The 21,577-nt window shown below is 71.7% G+C and carries 17 protein-coding genes; 11 read left to right on the top strand and 6 right to left on the bottom strand.

The window, feature by feature from the left end:
• Positions 1–282: 282 nt before the first annotated feature.
• Positions 283–780, bottom strand: coding sequence for a DUF6069 family protein (locus AB0C12_RS34450; protein ID WP_360554240.1), 498 nt, complete (start codon positions 778–780; stop codon positions 283–285).
• A gap of 187 nt (positions 781–967) precedes the next feature.
• On the opposite strand from AB0C12_RS34450, the gene AB0C12_RS34445 reads away from it, so the two are divergent.
• The 3 genes from AB0C12_RS34445 (at position 968) to AB0C12_RS34435 (ending at position 3,061) form a co-directional block, all read left to right on the top strand.
• On the top strand, positions 968–1,315 hold the full coding sequence (locus tag AB0C12_RS34445; protein WP_360554239.1) for a hypothetical protein: 348 nt from the start codon (positions 968–970) through the stop codon (positions 1,313–1,315).
• Between the two features lie 106 nt (positions 1,316–1,421).
• On the top strand, positions 1,422–1,829 hold the full coding sequence (locus tag AB0C12_RS34440; RefSeq protein ID WP_360554237.1) for an SHOCT domain-containing protein: 408 nt from the start codon (positions 1,422–1,424) through the stop codon (positions 1,827–1,829).
• A gap of 89 nt (positions 1,830–1,918) precedes the next feature.
• A complete protein-coding gene (locus AB0C12_RS34435) occupies positions 1,919–3,061 on the top strand; it encodes a CinY protein (RefSeq protein WP_360554236.1) in 1,143 nt (380 codons plus the stop codon).
• On the opposite strand, the gene AB0C12_RS34430 is transcribed toward AB0C12_RS34435, so the two are convergent.
• Positions 3,003–6,245, bottom strand: coding sequence for a GH92 family glycosyl hydrolase (locus tag AB0C12_RS34430; protein ID WP_360554234.1), 3,243 nt, complete (start codon positions 6,243–6,245; stop codon positions 3,003–3,005). The genes AB0C12_RS34435 and AB0C12_RS34430 overlap by 59 nt on opposite strands.
• 116 nt (positions 6,246–6,361) lie before the next feature.
• Here AB0C12_RS34430 and AB0C12_RS34425 point away from each other — a divergent pair, with 116 nt between their 5' ends.
• The 3 genes from AB0C12_RS34425 to AB0C12_RS34415 all read left to right on the top strand — a co-directional run bounded on the left by AB0C12_RS34425 (position 6,362) and on the right by AB0C12_RS34415 (position 10,859).
• Entirely contained in the window at positions 6,362–9,253 is a 2,892-nt protein-coding gene (locus tag AB0C12_RS34425) for a GH92 family glycosyl hydrolase (RefSeq protein ID WP_360554233.1), read from the top strand.
• A gap of 26 nt (positions 9,254–9,279) precedes the next feature.
• Complete coding sequence (locus AB0C12_RS34420) at positions 9,280–10,389, top strand: RICIN domain-containing protein (RefSeq protein ID WP_360554231.1); 1,110 nt, start codon at positions 9,280–9,282, stop codon at positions 10,387–10,389.
• An 89-nt stretch (positions 10,390–10,478) separates the two neighbouring features.
• Positions 10,479–10,859, top strand: coding sequence for a PPOX class F420-dependent oxidoreductase (locus AB0C12_RS34415; RefSeq protein WP_360554229.1), 381 nt, complete (start codon positions 10,479–10,481; stop codon positions 10,857–10,859).
• A 54-nt stretch (positions 10,860–10,913) separates the two neighbouring features.
• Here the strand turns inward: AB0C12_RS34415 and AB0C12_RS34410 are convergent, their stop codons facing one another.
• On the bottom strand, positions 10,914–11,717 hold the full coding sequence (locus tag AB0C12_RS34410) for a maleylpyruvate isomerase family mycothiol-dependent enzyme (protein WP_360554227.1): 804 nt from the start codon (positions 11,715–11,717) through the stop codon (positions 10,914–10,916).
• Between the two features lie 91 nt (positions 11,718–11,808).
• Here AB0C12_RS34410 and AB0C12_RS34405 point away from each other — a divergent pair, with 91 nt between their 5' ends.
• Complete coding sequence (locus AB0C12_RS34405) at positions 11,809–13,254, top strand: glycosyltransferase family 39 protein (protein WP_360554226.1); 1,446 nt, start codon at positions 11,809–11,811, stop codon at positions 13,252–13,254.
• Here the strand turns inward: AB0C12_RS34405 and AB0C12_RS34400 are convergent.
• A complete protein-coding gene (locus AB0C12_RS34400) occupies positions 13,251–14,207 on the bottom strand; it encodes an SDR family oxidoreductase (protein ID WP_360554225.1) in 957 nt (318 codons plus the stop codon). The two genes, AB0C12_RS34405 and AB0C12_RS34400, sit on opposite strands and share 4 nt — an antisense overlap.
• A gap of 109 nt (positions 14,208–14,316) precedes the next feature.
• Here AB0C12_RS34400 and AB0C12_RS34395 point away from each other — a divergent pair, with 109 nt between their 5' ends.
• Positions 14,317–15,177: a helix-turn-helix transcriptional regulator gene (locus tag AB0C12_RS34395; RefSeq protein WP_360554223.1), complete on the top strand. Its 861-nt coding sequence runs from the start codon at positions 14,317–14,319 to the stop codon at positions 15,175–15,177.
• 45 nt (positions 15,178–15,222) lie between these two features.
• On the top strand, positions 15,223–17,046 hold the full coding sequence (locus AB0C12_RS34390; RefSeq protein WP_360554222.1) for a CocE/NonD family hydrolase: 1,824 nt from the start codon (positions 15,223–15,225) through the stop codon (positions 17,044–17,046).
• Positions 17,047–17,169: 123 nt separating this feature from the next.
• Here AB0C12_RS34390 and AB0C12_RS34385 read toward each other — a convergent pair whose 3' ends face one another.
• Complete coding sequence (locus tag AB0C12_RS34385; protein ID WP_360554221.1) at positions 17,170–17,964, bottom strand: MBL fold metallo-hydrolase; 795 nt, start codon at positions 17,962–17,964, stop codon at positions 17,170–17,172.
• Positions 17,965–17,995: 31 nt separating this feature from the next.
• Positions 17,996–18,691 carry a type 1 glutamine amidotransferase domain-containing protein gene (locus AB0C12_RS34380; RefSeq protein WP_360554219.1) on the bottom strand — a complete coding sequence of 232 codons (696 nt, stop codon included), beginning with the start codon at positions 18,689–18,691 and terminating at the stop codon, positions 17,996–17,998.
• 304 nt (positions 18,692–18,995) lie between these two features.
• Here AB0C12_RS34380 and AB0C12_RS34375 point away from each other — a divergent pair, with 304 nt between their 5' ends.
• Together AB0C12_RS34375 and AB0C12_RS34370 are read left to right on the top strand one after the other, a co-directional pair.
• A complete protein-coding gene (locus AB0C12_RS34375) occupies positions 18,996–20,198 on the top strand; it encodes an epoxide hydrolase family protein (RefSeq protein WP_360554217.1) in 1,203 nt (400 codons plus the stop codon).
• A gap of 43 nt (positions 20,199–20,241) precedes the next feature.
• Positions 20,242–21,522 carry an epoxide hydrolase family protein gene (locus AB0C12_RS34370; RefSeq protein ID WP_360554215.1) on the top strand — a complete coding sequence of 427 codons (1,281 nt, stop codon included), beginning with the start codon at positions 20,242–20,244 and terminating at the stop codon, positions 21,520–21,522.
• Positions 21,523–21,577 lie beyond the last annotated feature (55 nt).

The raw sequence follows: 21,577 nt of genomic DNA, 5'->3' as shown, positions 1-21,577 counted from the left end.
TCGCAAACCCGCAGGTCGCCGTCCATGAGTCCGAAATGATCAGTGGACCCGAGTCCGCACAGCTCAGTGGTCCGGCACGCGTGCCTCCGCCCGGCGGCTACCGGGACCGCACCGGCCGCAGCGGAGGCAGCGGCCGATCACGACTCTGACCTGCTGCGAATCCCTGATGACCGATGGTGACCCCGGGCGTACCCGGCGGCGTCCCGGTCACCCGGCAACCCGCCGCCGGACAGCCGGCCCGTGTCCCCACCGCCGCGGTGACCGGGGCCGGCCTACGCCGGTTCACCGGTACGGGCCCGGGTACGGCCGCGTGACCGGCCGTACCGCCACCGGCACGATGGCGGACTTGCCGGTGCCGGCGATCAACGACCCGATGGCCACGCCCAGGACGAAGTTGAGCCCGGCGCTGTACATCCGCGCGCCCAGGCTGGCGTCGGTGACGAACGGCGCCAGCATGGCCACCGCGGTGGCCAGCGCGATCACCCAGCCGAAGAACCGCATCGGTCGCGGTGTCGTCAGCAGCAGCACATGCAGGAGCCCGGCGGCGGCGAGCGCGGCGACCGCCGCACCGAGCGCGTACCACCCGGTGGAGGCGTCACCCCACGTTCCCTGCCCCTTGGGCGCCAGCACGTCGATGCCGAACAGGCCCCGGCCCAGCAGGATCCCCGCGATCGCGATCAGCGCGGCCACCGCCGCTGTGGCGGCCCCGCCGGCCCAGAGCTTGCCCGCGTTGACGGTGGGACTGGGCCGGGGATCGATCGGTGCATTCATACCCGTCATCGGTTCCTCCTGGGCTAGCGCACGATGCCGCTTCGAGGATCGCCGCGCGGGCCGTCCCGGTCGTCATCCGGCATGGGTGAGATGCGCACCGCTGACCGGCGCGGCCGGTAACGTGAAGGTTTAACTGTTGCGATCGAAGGGAACACGCCGCCAAGTCGGCACGGTGACGGCCTGAGGTGGTGGCCCGGTGACCAGAGTCCCCTCACAACTGCTCGAATCGGTGCATTGCGCGTCCACGACCAAGCTCACAGCGGCGGAAGCAGCCGAGCTACGCGTCGTCTCCGCGGACATTCCGGCGCTGGGCGCCGCGCTGCCCTGCGAGATCACGGCCGGACACGACGGCAGCCACATCGCTCTCGCGACCCTGTCCGAAGGGGATCAGCTGTGGTGGTGGCTCTGCTGGGCCAGCCAGGCGCGGGAGCTCCGCCAGATCGACCTCTGCGCCGGCCGGGATCTGGACGACCCCTATCTGGACGAGTGCCTGCTGCCCGAGGGCCACCCCGGGCCCCACAGCTACGAAATGCACGGCGGCTGACGGCCGGCGGCCGCGGGCGATTCTTCGTCCTCCCGGGATGAGGCCCGGCACCGGCCTGCGCGTTGCACTGGGACCAAGCATCACCACGTCCCGGGAGGGCAGTTCCGTGTTCGACGACAACGGGTCGTTTCTGCTGGCCACACTGGAGTTCTTCATCTTCTTCGCCTGGTTCATGGGCTTGTTCTGGGTCTTCGGCGACCTGTTCCGCAGCAAGGACCTCGGCGGCGTGGCCAAGACCGTCTGGTCACTGTTCCTCATCATCCTGCCGATCCTCGGCATGCTGGTCTACCTGATCGCACGCGGCAGCGGCATGAACGAGCGAGCCCTGGAGGCGCAGGCGGGCATGCAGCGCCGGCAGGACGACTACATCAGATCGGTGGCCGCGCCCGCCGGTGCGCGCACCGCCACCCAGCAGATCACCGAGGCCAAGGCGCTGCTCGACGCCGGGACGATCACCACCGATGAGTTCGAGCGGCTCAAGGCCGACGCGCTGGGGAAAACCCCGGTGGCCTGACCCGGCCACCACCGGACGAGCGGCCGGTGCCCCGGATGCCTCAGCCTCCGGACACCGCCACCCGAAGCCCCGGCCGTGAGCCTCCTGAGATGAGCTTGCGGCCGGGCTGCCTCCTGCTGTCCGCGCTTCTGCTGGCAGCGCTGCTCCCGGCCTGGATCACCCCGGCACCGGCCGTCGCCTTCGGCACGATCGACAGCGGCGGTCAGCACCGTGAGCACGAGCACATCACGCGCGCCGCGCTCGCGTGCACGAAGCGGGAACGAGCCTGCTTCCAGCCCGTGACCATGGACTACCTGGCCGGCCACGACCGCGAGTTCGGCGCGGTGGGCGCCCCCGACAGTGATGAGATGGCCGCCCCGGCCGCACACTGCGACGACGCCGACCACCTCGCCGGCAGCTATCCGCGTACCCGCGACACGGCGGTCGCCTCCTTGCGGAACTGTGTCGAGCACCTGCGCGCCCAGTTCCGGGAAGGCCTGGACAGCGCGAAGCACCTGCTCGACGACCGGGGCGAGGTGATCCCTCGGGAGGTCACGGTCACCCCGGAATGCAATCCGAGGGAACGTGACGAGACGCGCGTCAAGTGCCGGACCGTGGAGGCCTTCGGACGGGTGCTGCACGGGGCGCAGGACTTCTACGCGCACAGCAACTGGACGGACCGGGCCGACCCGTCCCGGCCGCTCGGCGCCGACAATCCACCGGGGCTGCACCGGCCCGGCCCCAGCCCGCTGCTCGACCTGCGCGGCTCGACCACCGCACAGCCACCGGCCGGGTTCACCACCGGTTGTTACGTGCTGCGGGACCAGGTGCCCGGGACCGGCGCATGCCAGTCGCGGGTCACCCACGCGGCGCTCAACAAGGACCGGGGCCGGATCGACCCGGTCGACGGCCGGGCCACCGAGCCGGGCACGCCGCGCGGCCGGATCGGTGACAACTTCGCGGACGCGGTGGGCGGCGCGATCGCCGAGAGCCGCCGGCAGTGGCGGGACTTCCGGGCCGAACTGACCACCCGGTACGGCGACGACCGCGGCGCGCGCATGATCTGCGCCCTGACCCACGACGACCCGGTCCACGACTGCGGCGCCCCGTACCGGAACCGGGTCGCCGTAGTCGTGCTCCTCACCGGGACCGTCCTCGCGGTCGTCGTCGTGCTGAGGCGGCGCTCGCGGGCGGTCAGCCGAGCAGCTCCCATTCGGCCAGCTGGGTCTCGGCGGCGCCGTGGTTGGCGGTGATCTGCAACCGGTAGCGGGGATAGGCGGCGGTGCCGGCGACGACGAAGGCGCGGGTCTGGCGCCGATCGCTGAAGTCCAGGTTGCTGCGGGTGTCGAGGGTGACCCAGGTCGTGCCGTCCGTCGATCCCTGCAACGTCCAGCTCTTCGGGTCCCGCTGTGGGCTGTCGTCGGCCGAGGTGAGGGTGTACTGCCGGACCGCCGCGGTGCCGGTGCCGGCGAAGCGGTACTCCAGGGTGGCGGTGTTCTGGAAGGTCAGCCACTTGGTCATCGAGGTGTCGTCGACCAGGCTCGCCCGGCCCTCGGTGGTGCCGTTCTCACCGCTGGCGGTGAGCGTCCCGCCGGTGGCCTTGTCGGCCAGCGGTCGCGGCTGTGCGCCGCCGGTCGTGATCGAGGCCGGGATGTCGTTCGTCCCGGTGCCCCAGGACGACGGGGACGGGCCCATGGTGAAGGTGAGGGTGCCGCCGGCGATCAGGTCGGCGTGGGTGAGGTAGTTCTTCGTGTACGCGACACCGTTGAGGGTGGCGCTCTGGATGTAGCGGTTGGTGTCGCTCACCCCGGGCGCGGTGACCGTGAACGTCTTGCCGTCCTCCAGCGTGACGGTCGCCCTGGGGTGCAACGGCGCGCCGATGGTGTAGTCGGTGCTGCCCATCCGGGCCGGGTAGAAGCCGAGGGCGCTGAAGATGTACCAGGCCGACATCTGACCGTTGTCCTCGTCGCCGAGGTAGCCGTTGCCGGTGCCGGCGCCCGAGTCGTACAGCTTGGTGAGCACGTCGCGGACGCGGGTCTGGGTCTTCGCCGGGGTGCCGGCGTAGTTGTACATGTAGAGCATGTGGTGGATGGGCTCGTTGGAGTGCGCGTACTGGCCCATGTTGGTGTCGTAGGCCTCGGTCATCTCGTGGATCGTGCCGCCGTAGCAGCCGGGCAGGAAGTCCCGGGACGCCGCGAAGACCGAGTCGATCTTGGCGGCGAGCTGGGCCCGGCCGCCGTACAGGTTGGCCATGCCCTGCGGGTCCTGCGGGGCCGGGGTGGCGTAGTGCCACGGTGCGCCCTCGGTGAACTCGCAGCCCCACTCGTTGGGTTTGAACGCCGAGTCGGCGGTCCGCCAGGCGCCCGACTTCTGCTTGCCGCGGTAGAAGCCGACCGACGAGGAGTACAGATTGGCGTAGTCCAGGGCCCGGTTCTGGAAGTAGTCGGCGTCCTCGGTGAAGCCCAGCGCCCGGCCGAGCTGCGCGATACCGAAGTTGTTGTTGGCGTCCTCCAGGGTCCAGGAGGCCGACTCCCCGCGAACGTCGGTCGGCACGTACCGCTTGAAGGTGGAGACCTCGACGCCCTTGCGGCCCCGGGAGCCCGAGCTGCTGTAGACGCTGGCGTTCTTGACCATCGAGGCGTACGCGGCCCGGTAGTCGAAGTTGCGCACCCCCTTGGCGTACGCGTCGGCGAAGGCCAGGTCCTGGTTGGTGCCGACCATGATGTCGATGTAGCCGGGGCCGGTCCAGCGCGGCGTCCAGCCCCCGTTCTTGTACGCGTTGACGACCCCGTCGAGCATCTCGCCGGTCCGCGTGGGGGTGAGCAGCGAGTACAGCGGCCACACCGCGCGGGCGGTGTCCCAGAAGCCGTTGTTGACGTACATCTGCCCGTCGTGCACCGCGTTGTCGTACGGGCTGTGGTACCTGCGGACCCCGCCGACCATCTCGGAGCGGTTGTTCGGATACATGAACGCGCGGTACAGGTTGGAGTAGAAGGTGACCATCCGATCGTCGGTCGCCCCCTCGATACGGGCCTTGCTGAGTGCCGTGTCCCAGATGGCGGCGGCTTCCTCCCGTACGGTGTCGAAGGTCTTGCCGCCGATCTCCTGGCTCAGGTTGCTCGCGGCCTGGGCCACGCTGATGAAGGAGGTCGCCATCTTCAGGTTGACCTTCTCCCCGGCCGTGGTCGCGAAGCGGATCCAGGTGGTCGCCCCCTGCCCACTGACGGTGCCGGAGGCGGCGATGGCCTTGTCGACGGCGCCGGAGAAGTACATCCGCTGACCCTTGTGGTCGACGTAGCCGGAGATGACCCGGGCCGCCGTGTCGACGGTGATCGAGCCGCCGGCACTGTCGACGGTGTCGAACAGGAGCACCGACTCTGCGGCGGACGGGTAGGTGAACCGCAGGGCGCCGGCATGGTCGGTCGGCGCGATCTCCGCGGTGATCCCGTACGTGTCGAGCTGGGTCTTGTAGTAATGCGCCCGGGCCACCTCGTTGCTGTGCTTGAAGGTCGACCTCCGCGCGTCCGGAGTGGACTTGACGCCCCCGGTCATCGGCATCACCTGCAGCTGGCCGTAGTCACCGATCCACGGGCTGGGCTCGTGACTGATGCCGAAGCCCTGCACGGTGCTGGCCTTGTACTCGTACAGCCAGCTGTCGCTGTTGCCGTTGGTGATCGGGGTCCAGAAGTTGAAGCCGTTCGGGACCGTCGCGCCGGGGAAGGTGTTGCCGCGCGAGTAGCTGCCGCTGGAGTTCGACCCGCGCCGGGTGTCGACCAGGTCGGAGAGCCGGCTCGGGGCGCCACCGGCCTGGATCGCGATGTCGTCGAAGTAGCCGCGGAAGGTGCCTGTGTTGAGCGGCTGGTCGTACGCGATCAGGATGCGGTCGACGGTCTTGCCGGCGACGTTGTCCCCGATCCGCGAGGTGACGAAGTTCCACTGGTCGAAGGCGAGGCCGGAGCCGTTGCCCTGGAAGGCCGGGTGCACCCGGACGCCGCGCTGGTCGACGGCGCCGGAGTCGCGCAGCGCGGTGCCGTCGGTGAAGACGAGATCGACCGCGACGTCGAGGTGCCCGCCGGACTGCGGATAGACCCAGTAGGACAGGGTGGTCGCCGCGGTGACCGGCAGGTCGACGTCGAAGACCCGGTTGTACGAGTACGACGAGGTCGTGCTGGTGTCGTTGCCCGAGTACATCAGCGCCGCCGAGCCGGTGTGCGCGGTCTCGGCGCGCGACGCGCTCTCCATGCCGGTGAGCCCGCAGCAGTAGCCGCCGATGCCGGCGCTGCTCTCGACGCTGTTCTGCCAGGTCGGCTGGGGATCGCCGGACTCGAACCCGGTGACGAAGTCGCCCGCAGCGGCCGCGGCCGGTAGCGCGGTGGCGACCACTCCGCCGGCGACCAACACCGCGGTGGTCAGACAGGCGAGGAATCTCTGCTTCATGACGGCGACCTGCATTCCACTCAGGCGGGAAGTCCTGCCCAAGATATTGACTCATTTAACTTCGTGTGACAACGATGTCACCATCTTTTTCCGCCGTTGATCCGGAGGCAACGCTCGTGGCATCGCGACTCCCCCGGCTGGCTGCCGCCGCCCTGCTGACCGCCGCCACGCTGATCGCCGGCGGCACCGCCGCCGAGGCCGCCGCCGAGCCGGTCGAGCTGGTGCGGCCGTTCGTCGGCACGCAGAACTTCGGCAACACCTTCCCCGGCGCCAGTGCTCCCTTCGGGATGGTGCAGGTCAGCCCGGACACCGGCGGCCAGGGCGGCTACGACTACCTGCAGAACTCCATCTACGGCTTCAGCCAGACCCACCTGTCCGGGGTCGGCTGCGGCGTCGCCGGCGAGCTGCCGATCATGCCGACCACCGGCGCCGTCAGCAGCGTCGACCCGAACGTCTACCGCTCGGCGTACAGCCACGCCGACGAGCAGGCCACGCCCGGCTACTACCGGGTCGGCCTGTCCAAGTACGGCGTGAACGCCGAGCTGACCGCCACGGCCCGCACCGGCTGGCAGAAGTACACCTTCCCGGCCACCGGCGCGGCCAACGTCCTGTTCAACACCGGCAAGGCCAACCAGAACGTCTTCGACTCCGAGATCCACGTCGTCGGCGACCGGACCGTCGAGGGCCGGGTCCGCGCCGGCAACTTCTGCGCCGGCAAGGACGACCACACCGTCTACTTCACCGCCAGCTTCGACCGGCCCTTCGGTTCCTACGGCACGTGGCGCGACTCGACCCGCAGCCAGGGCAGCCGGGACGCGGCCGGCGCGGGCGGCAACGGCGCCTGGGTCACCTTCGACGCCAACACCGACCGCGACGTCGTGGTGAAGGTCGGCCTGTCCTACACCGGAGTGGACGGCGCGCGGAAGAACCTCACCGCCGAGACCGGCAGCTCGTACGACTTCGCCGCGACCCGGACCGCCCTGCGCGCGGCCTGGGTGCAGCAGCTCGACGCCGTACGGATCGCGGGCGGAACCGCCGACCGGCAGAGCGCCTTCTACACCGCGCTGTACCACTCGCTGCTGCATCCCAACGTCGCCGGCGATGTCGACGGCCGGTACACGGGCTTCGACGACAAGGTGCACACGGCCAGCGGCTACACGCCGTACCAGAACTTCTCGCTGTGGGACACCTACCGGCCGCAGAACCAGCTGCTCGAGATGCTGACGCCGCAGGTCGCCCGGGACGTGGCGCTGTCGGTGGTGGCGATCGGGCGGGACGGTGGCTGGCTGCCGCGCTGGGCGCTGGCCAACAGCGAGACCAACATCATGACCGGTGACCCGGTCACCCCGTTCCTGGTCGAGGCCTGGTCCAAGGGTTTGCTGGCCGGGTACGAGCAGGAGGCGTACACCCTGCTGCGGACCAACGCGCTGGGACGGCCGCCGGCCGGCTCGCCGTACAACGGGCGCAGCGGCAACGGCTACTACAGCGACCGCGGCTACGTCCCGTCCGGGCTGACGGTGGGCACGGACTGCGCCCACCAGGGCGGCGACAACGACTGCGTCCATCCGGCCTCGGCCACCCTGGAGTACGCCGCCGCCGACGCCTCGCTGGCGTTGATGGCCACCGCGCTGGGCCGCACCGACGACGCCCGGACGCTCGCCTCCCGCGGGCAGTGGTACCACAACCTGTGGGACGCCTCGATCAAGCACTTCCGGCCGCGCACCACCTCGGGCGCGTGGGTCACGCCGTACAACCCGGTCGACGCCGGGCACCAGTTCCACGAGGGCGGGGCGTACCAGTACCAGTGGCTGGTGCCGCAGGACCCGGCCGGGCTGGTGTCGCTGATGGGTGGGCGGACGGCCACCGAGAAGCGGCTGGACGACTTCTTCGCGTACCCGAGACTGCTGAACGACCCGGCCGGGACCGCGCGTACGGACTGGATCACCGCGCCGTACGACTACTACGGCAAGGCGACGTACAACCCGAACAACGAACCGGATCTGCTGGCCCCGTACCTGTATCACTGGGCCGGCGCCCCGGCCAAGACCGCCACCGTGGTCCGCGCCGCGATGACGCTGTTCACCACCGGCCCCGACGGCATGACCGGCAACGACGACCTGGGCACGATGAGCGCCTGGTACGTCTTCTCGTCCCTGGGCCTCTACCCGACCATGAGCGGCGCGAACTTCCTGACCGTGAGCAGCCCCCAGTTCCCGTCGGCGACCGTGCGGATCGGCAGCCACACCGACCAGGGCGGCACCCTGACGATCACCGCGCCGGACGTCAGCGACACCCGCCGCTACATCCAGTCCGTCCAGGTCAACGGCCGCGCGCAGAACGCGAACTGGCTCACCTGGGCGACCGTCGCCCGCGGCGGCACCATCGCCCACACCGTCGGCACCGCGGCGTCGAGCTGGGGCACAGCCGCGTCCGACCAGCCGCCGTCGGTGAACAGCCCGGCATGCCTGCTGACATCCGGCACCCAGTGCGGCATCGACGTCACCGCGGCCCGCAACACGGACGGCACCGCCACCACCGCGGCAACCGGCGAGGGCAACTTCGACGGCGGCGGCTGGAGCTACGACGCCGCCCTGCTGCCGGCGGCCGGCCCGGTGAGCTGGGCCGGCGTGACCTACAGCGCGCCGCCGCCCGGCGGGACGGCCAAGAACTTCGTCGCGGCCGGCCGGCAGACCCTGCCGCTGCCCGCGCTGCGGCGCAGCACCCTGCGGCTGGTCGTCGCGGCGAACCACGGCCCGGTGCCCGGCACGGTGACCGTCCGCTATGCCGACGGCAGCAGCGCCGCGACCACCGTGACGGTCCCGGACTGGTGCGCCACCGGCTCGGCCGTGCTGGCCATGCCGCACCGGATCAAGGCCGGGCAGGGCACCGACGGACCGGCGGTCAACCTGTTCGGGGTCGCTGTGGCCGTCGACCCGGGCAAGGAACTGCGGTCGGTCACCCTGCCCGACGACACCCGGATCAAGCTGTACGCCCTCACGGTCCAATGACCCGTACCGCACAGGAAGGCCGGGCTATGCGAACGAGTGCAAGGCGACTGGGAGCGGCCGCGATCGGGCTCGCTCTGGCCGCGGGGCTGACGATCAGCGGCGGCACCCCGGCGCACGCCGAGTCGAACGGCGGCGTACGCGTCATGCCGCTCGGCGATTCCATCACGGACGGATACAACGTGCCCGGCGGTTACCGCACCGGCCTGTGGCAGCAGGCGGCCGGCGCCGGCCTGGCCGTCGACTTCGTCGGCTCCGCGGTCAACGGACCGGCGAACCTCGGAGACCACGACCACGAGGGCCATTCCGGCTGGCGCATCGACGAGCTCGACGCGAACATCACCGGCTGGCTGCGCACCGCGAACCCGCGGACGATCCTGCTGCACATCGGCACCAACGACATCGGGCAGAACCGCGATGTCGCCAACGCGCCGGCCCGGCTGTCCACGCTCATCGACCACATCCGGGTGCTGGCGCCCAACGTCGAGCTCTTCGTCGCTCAGATCGTCCCGACCAGCAACGCCTCCAACGAGGCCAAGACCCAGGTCTTCAACGCGGCCCTGCCCGGCATCGTCGCGCGGAAGGGCCCGATGACCCACCTGGTCGACCTGCACTCCGCCCTCACCACGGCGGATCTGGCCGACGGGGTGCACCCCAACGCCGGCGGCTACGACAAGATGGCGGCCCGCTGGTTCACCGCGCTGCGGTCCGTGCCGCGCAGCCTGAGCCCCCTCACGACGCCTCCGACGGGTTCGGTGGCGCTGCTGAGCAACCCGCAATCGGCCCGTTGCCTGGACATCTCCTCATCGTCCGGCGCCGACGGCTCGCAGGCGCACCTTTGGGACTGTCACGGCCAGGCCAACCAGCAGTGGACCCGGACCGCCGCCGGCGAGCTCCGCATCTTCGGCGACCGCTGCCTGGACATCAACGCCAGGGGCACCGCGAACGGCACGAAGGTGCAGAGCTGGACCTGCAACGGCACCCCGGCCCAGAAATTCACCGTCAACCCCGACGGCACCATCGTCGTCACCGCCTCGGGCAAGTGTCTCGACGTCAGCGGCGGCGGCACCGCCAACGGCACGCTGGTCCAGCTCTGGGAATGCAACGGGACCGGCGCCCAGCGCTGGGCGGTGCGCTGAGCCTGCCCCTCGTCGTCCGGGCCGCTGATCGACCTCACGGCGGCCGGCGATCAACTCTCGCCGCGGTCGCCGGTCGATAGGATCGGTCGATGACCGTGCCGCAGGAGATCCGCCGGAGCAAGTACGTCAGCCTGACGACCTACCGCAAGGACGGCACCCCGGTGGCCACGCCCGTCTGGCACGTGCCGGACGGCGACGATCTGGTCATCGTGTCCGAGGCCGAGGCGTGGAAGGTCAAGCGGATCCGCCGCAACCCCGACGTCGTCGTCACGGTCTGCAATCTCCGCGGCAAGGTCGAGCCGGGCGCCCCGAGCGCCACCGGCACGGCCCGGCTGCTCGACGAGGCCGGTACGGCCGCCGCCCGCGACCTGCTCGGCCGGCGGTACGTCACCTCCCGGCTCGGCAATGGGGTCGCCAAGTTGCTGCGGTTGCGCCGCCCACCGATGATCGGCATCGCCGTCCGGCTCTGACCCCACGCGGACCCCACAGCACGGCGCGGATGCGCCACGTCGTCTGCCCGGTCCTCAGTCGCTGACATGGGCGGTGTGGTCGAGCCAGTGCTCGACCAGGCCGGCATCGCCGTCGATGCTGATGCCATTGGCCGCGCGGCCGGTGAGCGGGAGTCGCCGGGTCAACGTCAGCAGCAACGATCCGGCCGGGCCGGTCACCGTCACCTCGGCCGGCCGGGTGCCCGGCTGCCACGTCGCCCCGTCCGGCCGCCGTTCGACGGACCAGGCGCCCGCGCCGCCCGCGAGGTCGGTGGCCACCCATTGCAGGGTCTGCCCGGTGCCCCGGACGGCGTGGGCGGACCCGGACCGCAGCATCTCCCACGTCGGGGAGGTGAGCATCGCGAAGTGGTTGCTGATCAGCGGAGCCGCGATGTCGGCACCGATGTCCACCGGCCGGCCCGCCGCGTGCTCCGCGTCGAAGCCGTGGACGACTGTCTCGTTGAGGACGCTGGCCAGCCAGAAGCGCGTACCGGACCGCTCGTCGCCCGAGGCGTTGAACACCGGCGCGTCCAGCGCGTCGTCGGCGCACGCGCTCGCCACCCGCCGCGCCGATGCGGACAGCCACGCCGGCCACTCGCGCGGGTCGGCCGGGAGCACGGCCATCTCCGTGGGCAGCTGGGCCGGGTCCGTGATGCGCCGTTCGATGATCTCCGCGACCCAGTGCTGGGTCTGGCCCACGTGCTCGACCAGGGCGGCGACGGTCCAGCCGGGGGTCGTCGGCACGGCCGTGTCAGGGCCGGCCGCGGCGGCCGCGTCGGCCAGGCGTGCGGTGTGCGCGACGATCGCGCGCCGGGCGCGATCGGGGTTGAGCTCGATCATGGGATCGTCCTCTCCGAGGTTCCGTTGCACTGTCGACTCGGCGGCCCCGTCGAACTAATCGGTGATCGGCGGAATTTCGGTAGTCTGCCTTGTGCGCCGCGCACGTCCGGAGTGGCTCGTGGCCGCCGCGCTGCCCGTGCTGCTGGTGCTGACCAGCTCCCGGTACGGCTGGCACCGCGACGAGCTGTACTTCGTCGTCGCCGGGCAGCATCCCGCGTGGGGTTATCCCGACCAGCCGGTGCTCACGCCGCTGCTGTCGGCCGGGCTGTACCGGCTCGGCGACGGCTCCCTGGTCGTCGTCCGGCTGGCCTCGGCACTAGCGTCGGCCGCGACCGTGGTGCTGGTCGGCGTGATCGCGGGCCTGCTCGGCGGTTCCGGGCGGGCCCGGCTGCTGGCCTCGGGCATGTGGGCCGTCGGCACGGTCGCGCTGGTCACCGGTCATCTGGTCAGCACGGCCACGTTCGACGTGATGTTCACCGCGGGCGTGATCGCGTGCCTGCTGAGGGCGTTGACGAGCGGTCGGCCCGGCTGGCTGCCGGTGGCCGGCGCGGTGCTGGCCGCCGGGCTGCTGAACAAGCTGGTGATCGGCATCGTCGTCGGCCTGATCTGCGCGACGCTGGCGCTGGTGGGCCCGCGGCGGCTGTTGTTCACGTGGCCGGCCCTGGCCGGTGGGGTGCTAGCGGCGCTGGGTGCGGCGCCGTACCTGCTCTGGCAGTCGGCTCACGGCTGGCCGCAATCGCAGGTGGCGGCGTCCATCGCCGGTGAGGGCAACCGGGTCGCGGTGATCCCGATCCAGCTCGTGCTGGTGTCGATCTTCCTGACGCCGTTCCTGCTCGCGGGTCTCGTGCGCCTGCTGCGGCCCGGGCCCGCCCGGGCTTTCGGGTACGCGTACCTGGCACTGCTCGTGCTGATCCTCGCCACCGGCGGCAAGGGCTACTACGCGGCCGGACTGCTGCCGGTGATCGTGGCCTCCGCGGGGCTCGCCACCGACCGCTGGCTCGCCCGGGGCCGACGGCGGCTCCGGATCGCCCTGGTCAGGGCCGCGGCCGGGGTGTCACTGGCGCTCAACGCGATCAACGCGCTGGCCCTCACCCCGGTCGCCCAGCTGCAGGAGAGCGGCATCAACGACCTCAACCCGGAAGCGGGCGAGCAGGTCGGCTGGCCGCAGTTCCAGGACGCGGTCCGGGCCGCGGAGCGGACTCTGCCCCCGGACCGGCGGACCGGGGCGCTGGTGTTCGCCTCGAACTACGCCGAGGCGAGCGCGGTGCGGCTGGGCCGCGGCCTGCCGCCGGCCTACAGCGGGCACAACGCGTACGCGTTCTGGCCGCCGCCCGCCTCGGCCACCGGCCCGGTGATCCTGACCGGCTTCTCCCCCGGCGACGCGACCAGCCGGCTCTTCGCGGGCTGCCGGCCGGCGGGCCGGGTGGACAACGGGTACGGGCTGGCCAACGACGAGCAGGGCGCGCCGCTGCAGGTGTGCGACGGCCCGGCCGGCAGCTGGGCCGCCGTCTGGCCGTCGCTCGTCCACTACGACTAGCGACTCGTACCGGCCGCTGCCGGGAAGGCGCAGCGGGTGAGCTCCTCGGAGATCTCCCAGATGCGGCGGGCGTCGTCCTCGCTGCGCAGCCGCGAGTAGAGGTCCTGCTCGGCGGGCGCGCCGCCCAGGTGACCGAAACCGCTGGGCCCGTAGAACCGGCCGCCGGCGTCCGGGGTCGTCGCGGCCAGCAGGGCCGGCAGCGGAGCCGTCGCCAGATCGCCGACGATGAGGCCACGGGCGGACAGGGCCCGGATGATCCGGACGCCGGCCGTGTCGCGGGCCCGGCCGAGCTCGGGGCGGGCGGCCAGCAGGCTGGTGGGCGCGATCCCCGGGTGGGCCAGGTTGCTGGAGATGCCCCAGCCCGCGGCCCGGCTGCGCCGGTCCAGCTCGAGCCCGAACAAGCCGAAGGCGATCTTCGACTGGCTGTACGCGCGCCCGCCGCTGTACGACCGCTCCCAGTTCAGATCGTCCCAGTTGATGGCATTCTGGTTCGCGGCGATGCTGATCTGGGAGGTGACCCGCGCGCGGCCGGCGCGCAGCTGGGGCAGCAGGTGCGAGACGAGTGCGAAGTGGCCCAGGTGGTTGCTGCCGAACTGGAGCTCGAACCCGTCGGCGGTGCGCTGCCGGTCGGGCGGGGTCATGACGCCGGCGTTGTTGATCAGGAGGTGGATCGGGCGGTCCTCGCCGCGCAGCGTGGCGCCCAGCGCGGCGACCGAGTCCAGCGATGACAGGTCGAGGTCCCGCAGGGAGACCGTGGCCCGTGGGTGCTGCTGCCGGATCCGGGCGACGGCCGCGTCGCCCTTGCTCCGGTTGCGCACGGGCAGGACGACCTCGGCCCCGGCCCCGGCCAGCCGCGTGGCGAGGCCGAGACCGACGCCGTCGCTCGCCCCGGTGACGACGGCGAGCTTTCCGGAGAGGTCGGGAAGGGCGATGGGCGCTTGGGTACGTGACATGACTTCAGAATGCGGATCCGGCGCCGGCGTATCCACGGTCTGTCAGTCCGAGGCTGGGGCCGGCCGATGAGCGCTATAACGAAGAGGATCGCCGGCCCGGGAGGAACCCATGATCGATCGGGCGGGACTCGCCGAGTTCCTGCGCCGCCGCCGTGAGTCGTTGCAGCCCGAGGACGTCGGCCTGCCCCGCGGGCAGCGGCGCCGCACCAGCGGTCTGCGCCGCGAGGAGGTCGCCGCGCTCTGCCACCTCTCCACCGACTACTACAGCCGGCTGGAACGCGAGCGCGGGCCGCACCCGTCCGAGCGCCTGATCGCCGCGATCGCGCAGGGCCTGCACCTGTCCCGGGAGGAACGGGACCACCTGTTCCGGCTGGCCGGGCACCACCCGCCGACGACCGGCCCGAGCAGCGAACACATCAGCCCCGGCATGCTGCGCATCTTCGACCGGCTCACCGACACCCCGGCCGAGATCGTCACCGAACTCGGCGAGACGCTGCGGCAGAACCCGCTCGGTGTGGCGCTCACCGGCGACCTGACCCGCTACCGCGGTCCGGCCCGCAGCATCGGCTACCGGTGGTTCACCGATCCGGCCTACCGCACGCGCTACCACCCCGACGACCACGACCTGCATGCGCGGGTCTTCGCCTCGGGCCTGCGCAAGGTGGTCACCGTACGGGGGCCGCAGTCGTGGGCCGCGCACCTGCAACGCCTGCTGCTCGAACGCAGCGAGGAGTTCCGCACCGTGTGGTCCGACCACGAGATCGGCGTCGGGTATCAGCACGTCAAGCGCTTCGAGCACCCCGCGGTCGGCTCCCTCGAAGTCCTCTGTCAGGCGCTGCTGGACCCCGAGCAGTCGCATTCCCTGCTGGTCTACACCGCCGTGCCGGGCAGCGAGAGCTACGACAAGCTCCAGCTGCTGTCGGTCATCGGCCAGCTGAGCGGGCAGCCCGAGCCCGGGCGGACACGCTAGCGTCGAGCTACGCAGAGACATTGCTCTATCGCTCGGGGAGGTCAGATGAACATTCGCAGGCGGACTTCAACCGCCGCGGCCGGCGCACTGATCACGATTGCGGCTCTCGCGGTAACCAGCCCGGCCACCGCTGCCCCGCCGTCGCAGGCGCCGGTCCAGGCGCCCGCCCCGGGAGGCGTCACCCACGAGGAGAACCCCCGGGTTCCCGAGGGTGCGGTGTGGACGGAGGCCTACTTCCCGTCCGCGGACCGCAGCGGCGTCGAGCTCCACGCCGACGTCCTGCGGCCGGCCGGCCTGCCGGCCCACGCCCGGACCCCGGTGATCCTGGCCGTCGGCCCCTACTTCAGCCACGCGGGCCAGACCGGGCCACAGGGCTGGGACCGGACCGGTCCCTCCAACCGGTTCGAGGACTTCACCAGCGGTACGGACCTGTTCGACCGCGGCTACACGTACGTGATGGTCGACCTGCGCGGCTTCGGCGGCAGCACCGGCTGCCTCGACTGGGTCGGCCCCGGTGAGCAGGCCGACGTCAAGGCCGCGATCCAGTGGGCGGCCGCCCAGCGGTGGTCGACCGGCAAGGTCGGCATGTACGGCAAGTCGTACGACGCGGTGACCGGCCTGGTCGGCAACAACCTGCGACTCGGCGCGCTGAAGGCCGTGGTCGCCCAGGAACCGGTGTGGAACATGTACAACTACCTGTTCAGCAACGGTGTCCCCCGGCCCAACGTGACCGCCACGCCGGACGCCTACAACAGCATCGCCACGATCGAGCCGCTGCCCGACGACACCGAGCGCTACCAGGCCAACGCCGCCTACGAGAGCGCCCACCCCGAGTGCCTGGCCGACAACCTCACGAACAACGACAACCCCGACCTCGGCTCGCGGTACTGGCGCGCCCGCAACCTCGCGGCGCAGGCCAAGGGCACGAGCACCCCGCTGTTCGTCACCCAGGGCTTCATCGAGAACAACACCAAGCCGGAGGACATGCAGGAGTACCTCGACAACCACCGCGGCGTGGAGCGGGGCTGGCTGGGGCAGTGGGAGCACGTCCGCGGCAACGAGACCAACGAGCAGGGGCAGCTGCTGCAGGGCCGCGCCGGCTTCTTCGCCGAGGTCATGCGCTTCTACGACCGCTACCTGAAGGGCATCAGGCCGGCGGTCCAGGACCCCGCGTACGCCATCGAGGACAACACCGGCGCGTGGCGGGCCCAGCCGACCTGGCCGGCCCTGACGTCGTACACCGCGGCGCGCCTGTCCGACGGGCAGTACGTCGACGACGGCGTCGCCTCGACACTGGCCGCACCGGCCGCTCCCACCGGCCGGCAGTGGGACATGGAACACGCCACGGACCCGGCCCCGCCCGCCACGAGGAGCCTCGCGCCGATGCCGGCGGCCGCGGACGCCCACGGCTACTTCAGCTGGTCCACGCCGGTCAGGTCCCGGGTGCGGATCACCGCCACACCGCGGATCACGCTGCATGCCGGTGCGCCGGGCAACGTCATGGTGCGGCTGTGGGACGTCGCCCCGGACGGGACCGCGGTGATGTTCGACGAGAACGTCTCGCTGATCGCACGGGCCGGCCGGGTGGCGTTCGACCTGAAATCCACCGACTGGACCTTGGCGGCTGGTCACCAGCTGGGCGTCCAGATCGCAACGATCGGCAGCGGAAGCTGGCTCGACACGCCGTCCGGCAACACGATCCGGATCAGCCGGGCCCGGCTGGGTCTGGCCCTGCAGAATCCCCGCTACGACGTACCGACCCAGGGCGACCGGTCCCCGTTCCTCGACACCTATCTGAGGCAGTACACCCGCACGCTCACCGGCGTGGGTGCGGGCACCTTCCCGCTCACCGTGCCCAACCGGCACTGAACGACCGTCGACCAGGAGAGTGTGGACCACCCGAGCCGTGACGGTCCCGGGTGGTCCACGCTCGACTGGGCGAGGCCCAGCGTGGTCGGCCCGCGCGAGCGGATCACCGGTGCGGCACAGCGGTCACGGTCGCAGGGACACCCAGGTCCCGTGATCGCGCCGGTGCAGCACCGAGGACAGTCCGGCCTCGTCGAATGCCGTCTCGAGGTCCGTCGCGCCTTCCGAGAAATGCGTCCAGCCGTCGTAGTGCGCCGGGATCACGATGCTTGCGCCCAGGACCGCGGCGGCCGCGGCGGTCCGGCGGCTGTCCAGCGTCAGGGGACGGCCACGGAACTTCGCCGGCACCCGGGCCGCGCCGGCGAAGAGCACGGCCACGTCGATGTCCGGTACGCGCCGGGAGATGTCGGCCACCGCCCGCAGCGACGCGTTGTCGCCACTGACGTAGATGACCGGCAGGCCGGCACCGGCCAGCACGAAGCCGCTGACCTCGCAGTTGACGTTGCCGTCGGCGTCACGCTCGCCGTCCTCGGGGCCGTGGACGGCCGGCACCGCCCGTACCGTCAGATCTCCGCCGCCGTCGGCGCGGGGCACCGCGTGCTCGGCCCAGGTGGGCAGCCCGACCGCGGGCGGCCCCAGCCGGCCGGCCGTCGCCGGGCCGGTCAGCACCAGGGGGGCCGCCGCCGCGACGGCCCGGCCCCGGTCGTCCAGGTTGTCCGGGTGCTGGTCGTGGCTGACCAGGACGAGGTCAACGGCGCCGAGCGCCGCCTCCGCCGCGGCGGGGCCGGCCACCTTGGTCAGATACCCGTGCGGACCCGGGGCGTCGAACGTCGGGTCCACGACGATCCGCAGACCCCCGACGTCGATGACCACGGTGGGACCGCCCAGGACCGTGGCGGCGCAGTCCTGCCGTGTGAGCACGCCTGTCATGATCAACCCCCTGCGGGCGTCCTCAGCCGAGAATCTTCAGCAGTCGTTCGGCCAGCGTGGCCGCCGAGTGCGGGTTCTGGCCGGTGAGCAGATTACGGTCCTCGACGATATACGGCTCCCAGACCGGGCCCCGGCTGAACTCGACGCCGACCTTGTCCTTCAGCTCGTCCTCGAGCAGCCATTGACACCGGGAGGCCAGGCCGACGGCCTCTTCCTCCTCGTTGGTGAAGCCGGTCACCCGGTAGCCCCGGAACGGCGACTCACCGTGGATGCGGGTGGCCAGCAGCGCGGCCGGGGCGTGGCACACGATGGCGAGCGGCATGCCCGAGGCCAGGGCCGCCGTGAGCAGCCGGCCCGCGTCGGCGTCGACGGCCAGGTCCTGCATCGGGCCGTGGCCGCCGGGCAGGTAGACCGCGTCGTAGTCCTCGAGGCGGGCGTCCGACAGCCGCAGCGGGCGCCGCATGACCTCGGCCGACCGGATGATCTCCTCCAGCTCCAGGGCTCCCTGCTCGCCACCGGCCATCGACGGCCGCAGGCTCATCATGTCGACGTTCGGCGTGGTGCCGCCGGGCGTCGCGACCACCACCTCGTGGCCCGCTTCGGTCAGCGCCCGGTACGGCATCGCGAACTCCTCGGCCCAGTATCCGGTCGCCCATCGGGTGCCGTCCTTCAGCACCAGGTACGTGGCTCCTGAGACCACGAAAAGCACCTTCGCCATCGCCCGTCCTCCTTCTGGTCCCTGCACTTGGCACCAGGGTCGCGCTCCTGGGTGCCGCATCGCGCCGGTGAGACCCCCGGGCCGCACCCTGGGGCCCGAGCCGGCTCACAACGGCCGTCCGTCGCCGGAAAAGCCGCGGCCGGGCGAGCCCTGACCTGCTGTTTCACCCACCGGCAGGGGAACGGCCGCACCCCCGGGCGTGGCGACCAGGGCTTCTCACGGGTGCGCAACGTACCCGGGCCTGGCGAGGGTGGTGGGACATCGACTTCTTCGTACGGGCCGACCGAAAGGCAGTGTGCGTGCCATGACCACGCTCGAACAGCAAGCCGGACAGGCGATCCGGCCGTTCACCGTCCACTTCCGCAAGGCAGCGCTGGACGACCTGCGCCGCCGCCTCGCGACCACCCGCTGGCCGACCCGGGAGCTCGTCGGTGACCGCTCCCAGGGGGTGCAACTGGCCACGATGCAGGCGCTGGGCCGGTACTGGGCAGGCCGGTACGACCTCGGGCGCGTGCAGGCCCGGCTCAACGCGCTACCCCAGTTCACCACCGAGATCGACGGTGTGGACCTCCACTTCGTACACGTCAGGTCGAGGCATCCGGGCGCGCTGCCGCTGATCATGACCCATGGCTGGCCCGGTTCGATCATCGAGATGATCGACTCGGTCGGTCCGCTGACCGACCCGACCGCGCACGGCGGCACCGCCGACGACGCGTTCCACCTGGTGCTGCCCTCGTTGCCGGGATACGGCTTCTCGGCCGAGCCGGCCGAGGTCGGCTGGGACCTGGTGCGCACCGCGCGGGCCTGGGCGGAGCTGATGCGCCGGCTCGGCTACGACCGCTACGTGGCGCAGGGCGGTGACGTCGGCGCCGGGGTCACCGACGCGATCGGCCGGCTGGGCCCGGAAGGACTGATCGGCATCCACACCAACCTGCTGGTGCCGGCCCTCAACGACCCGGCCGCACTGCCGGACGACACCGCGGAGGAACAGGCGGCGCTGGCCGCGATCAAGGTCTTCCAGACCACCGGCAACGGCTACTTCGTGGAGATGGCCACCCGGCCGGAGACCATCGGGTACGCCCTGCTGGACTCCCCGGCCGCGCTGGCCGCCTGGATGATCGACCACGACACCGACGCGTACTACAAGATCGCCGCGGCGTTCGCCGACGGCCGGCCCGCGGGCAACCTCACCCGTGACCACATCCTCGACAACGTCACGGCCTACTGGCTGACCGGCACCGGAGCGTCCACGGCCCGGTCGTACTGGGAGGCGTACGGGCCGGACGCGCCCGCCGCGGGCCGCCCACCGCTGCCGGACCCCCGCGTCCCCGTGGGCTTCAGCACGTTCCCCGGCGAGATCTGGCGGACGCCGCGCAGCTGGGCCGAGCAGTCCTACCCGACCCTCAACTACTTCGGACAGGCCGAACGGGGCGGCCACTTCGCCGCCTGGGAAGAGCCGGAACTGTTCGCCGACCAACTGCGGGCCGCCTTCCGGCCGCTGCGATAGCCGTCGACCGTACCTCGACCTTCACGAATCAAGGGGTGTAACGATGACTTCCCAACCCACTCGACGGCAGCTGCTGCAGGGCAGCCTCGCGGCCGGTCTCACCGTCGCCGCGTCCACCGCCCTCGGCCCCGCGCCGGCGAGCGCGGCCCCGTCCACCGGCCACCCGGGGATCCGCCCGTTCCGGGTCGCGATCCGGCGCGAGCGGGTGGCCGAGATGCGCCGCCGCGTCGCCGCGACCCGCTGGCCGTCCCGCGAGCTCGTCGCCGACCGTTCGCAGGGCGTGCAACTGGCGAGCGCCCAGGCGCTCGCCCGGTTCTGGGCGACCAGCTACGACTGGCGCCGGTTCGAGGCCAAACTCAACGCGTTCCCGCAGTTCAAGACCGAGATCGACGGCGTCGACATCCACTTCGTCCAGGTCCGCTCGCGCCACCGTGACGCCCTGCCGCTGGTGATGACCCACGGCTGGCCCGGCTCCGTCGTCGAACTGCTCGAGACCGTCGGCCCCCTCACCGATCCGACGGCGCACGGCGGCAGCGCGGCGGACGCGTTCCACCTGGTCCTGCCGTCGATCCCCGGCTACGGCTTCTCCGGCAAACCGGCCGAGCTCGGCTGGGACACCAACCGGACGGCCCGGGCCTGGGCGGAACTCATGCGCCGCCTCGGCTACACCGGCTACGTCGCCCAGGGCGGTGACGTCGGCGCCGCCGTCACCGACAACCTCGGCCGGCTGGCACCGCCGGGACTGCTCGGCATCCATCTGAATCTGCTGGTACCGGCGCTGGGCGGCACCGGCAACCTGCCGAAGAACACCGACGAGGAGAAGGCCGCGGCCGCCGCCCTGCAGACCTTCTCGACGTCCGGCCGCGGCTACCTGGTCGAGCAGTCGACCCGGCCGCAGACGATCGGCTACGCCCTGCTGGACTCCCCCGTCGCCCTGGCGGCCTGGATGCTCGATCACGACACCGACAGCTATCTCAAGATCTCCCGCGCCTTCCGCGGCGGCCCGCCGTCGGGCAACCTCACCCGCGAGCACGTCCTCGACAACGTCTCGGTCTACTGGCTGACCGGCACCGGCGAGTCGGCCGCCCGCGCGTACTGGGAGCGAGCGCAGACCTCCGGCCACCCTCAGGCGCCGGTGCCGGTCCCGGTCGCGTTCAGCGCCTTCCCGGGCGAGATCTTCCAGGCGCCGCGCAGCTGGGCCGAGGCGAGCTATCCGACGCTCCGGCACTACAGCAAGGCCACTCGGGGTGGGCACTTCGCGGCCTGGGAGGAGCCGCAGCTGTTCGTTGAGGAGCTGCGGGCGGCCTTCCGGTCCTTCCGCTGATCGGGAGCCGGCGACGCTGACGGCGGGCGCGTTGTAGCCGCCGTGGGCGTCGCCG

The sequence above is a fragment of the Actinoplanes sp. NPDC048967 genome (genome assembly GCF_040649415.1).
Classification (GTDB): domain Bacteria; phylum Actinomycetota; class Actinomycetes; order Mycobacteriales; family Micromonosporaceae; genus Actinoplanes.
Note: the sequence above shows the minus strand (reverse complement) of the source record. Positions and strands in the feature narration are given on the sequence as shown.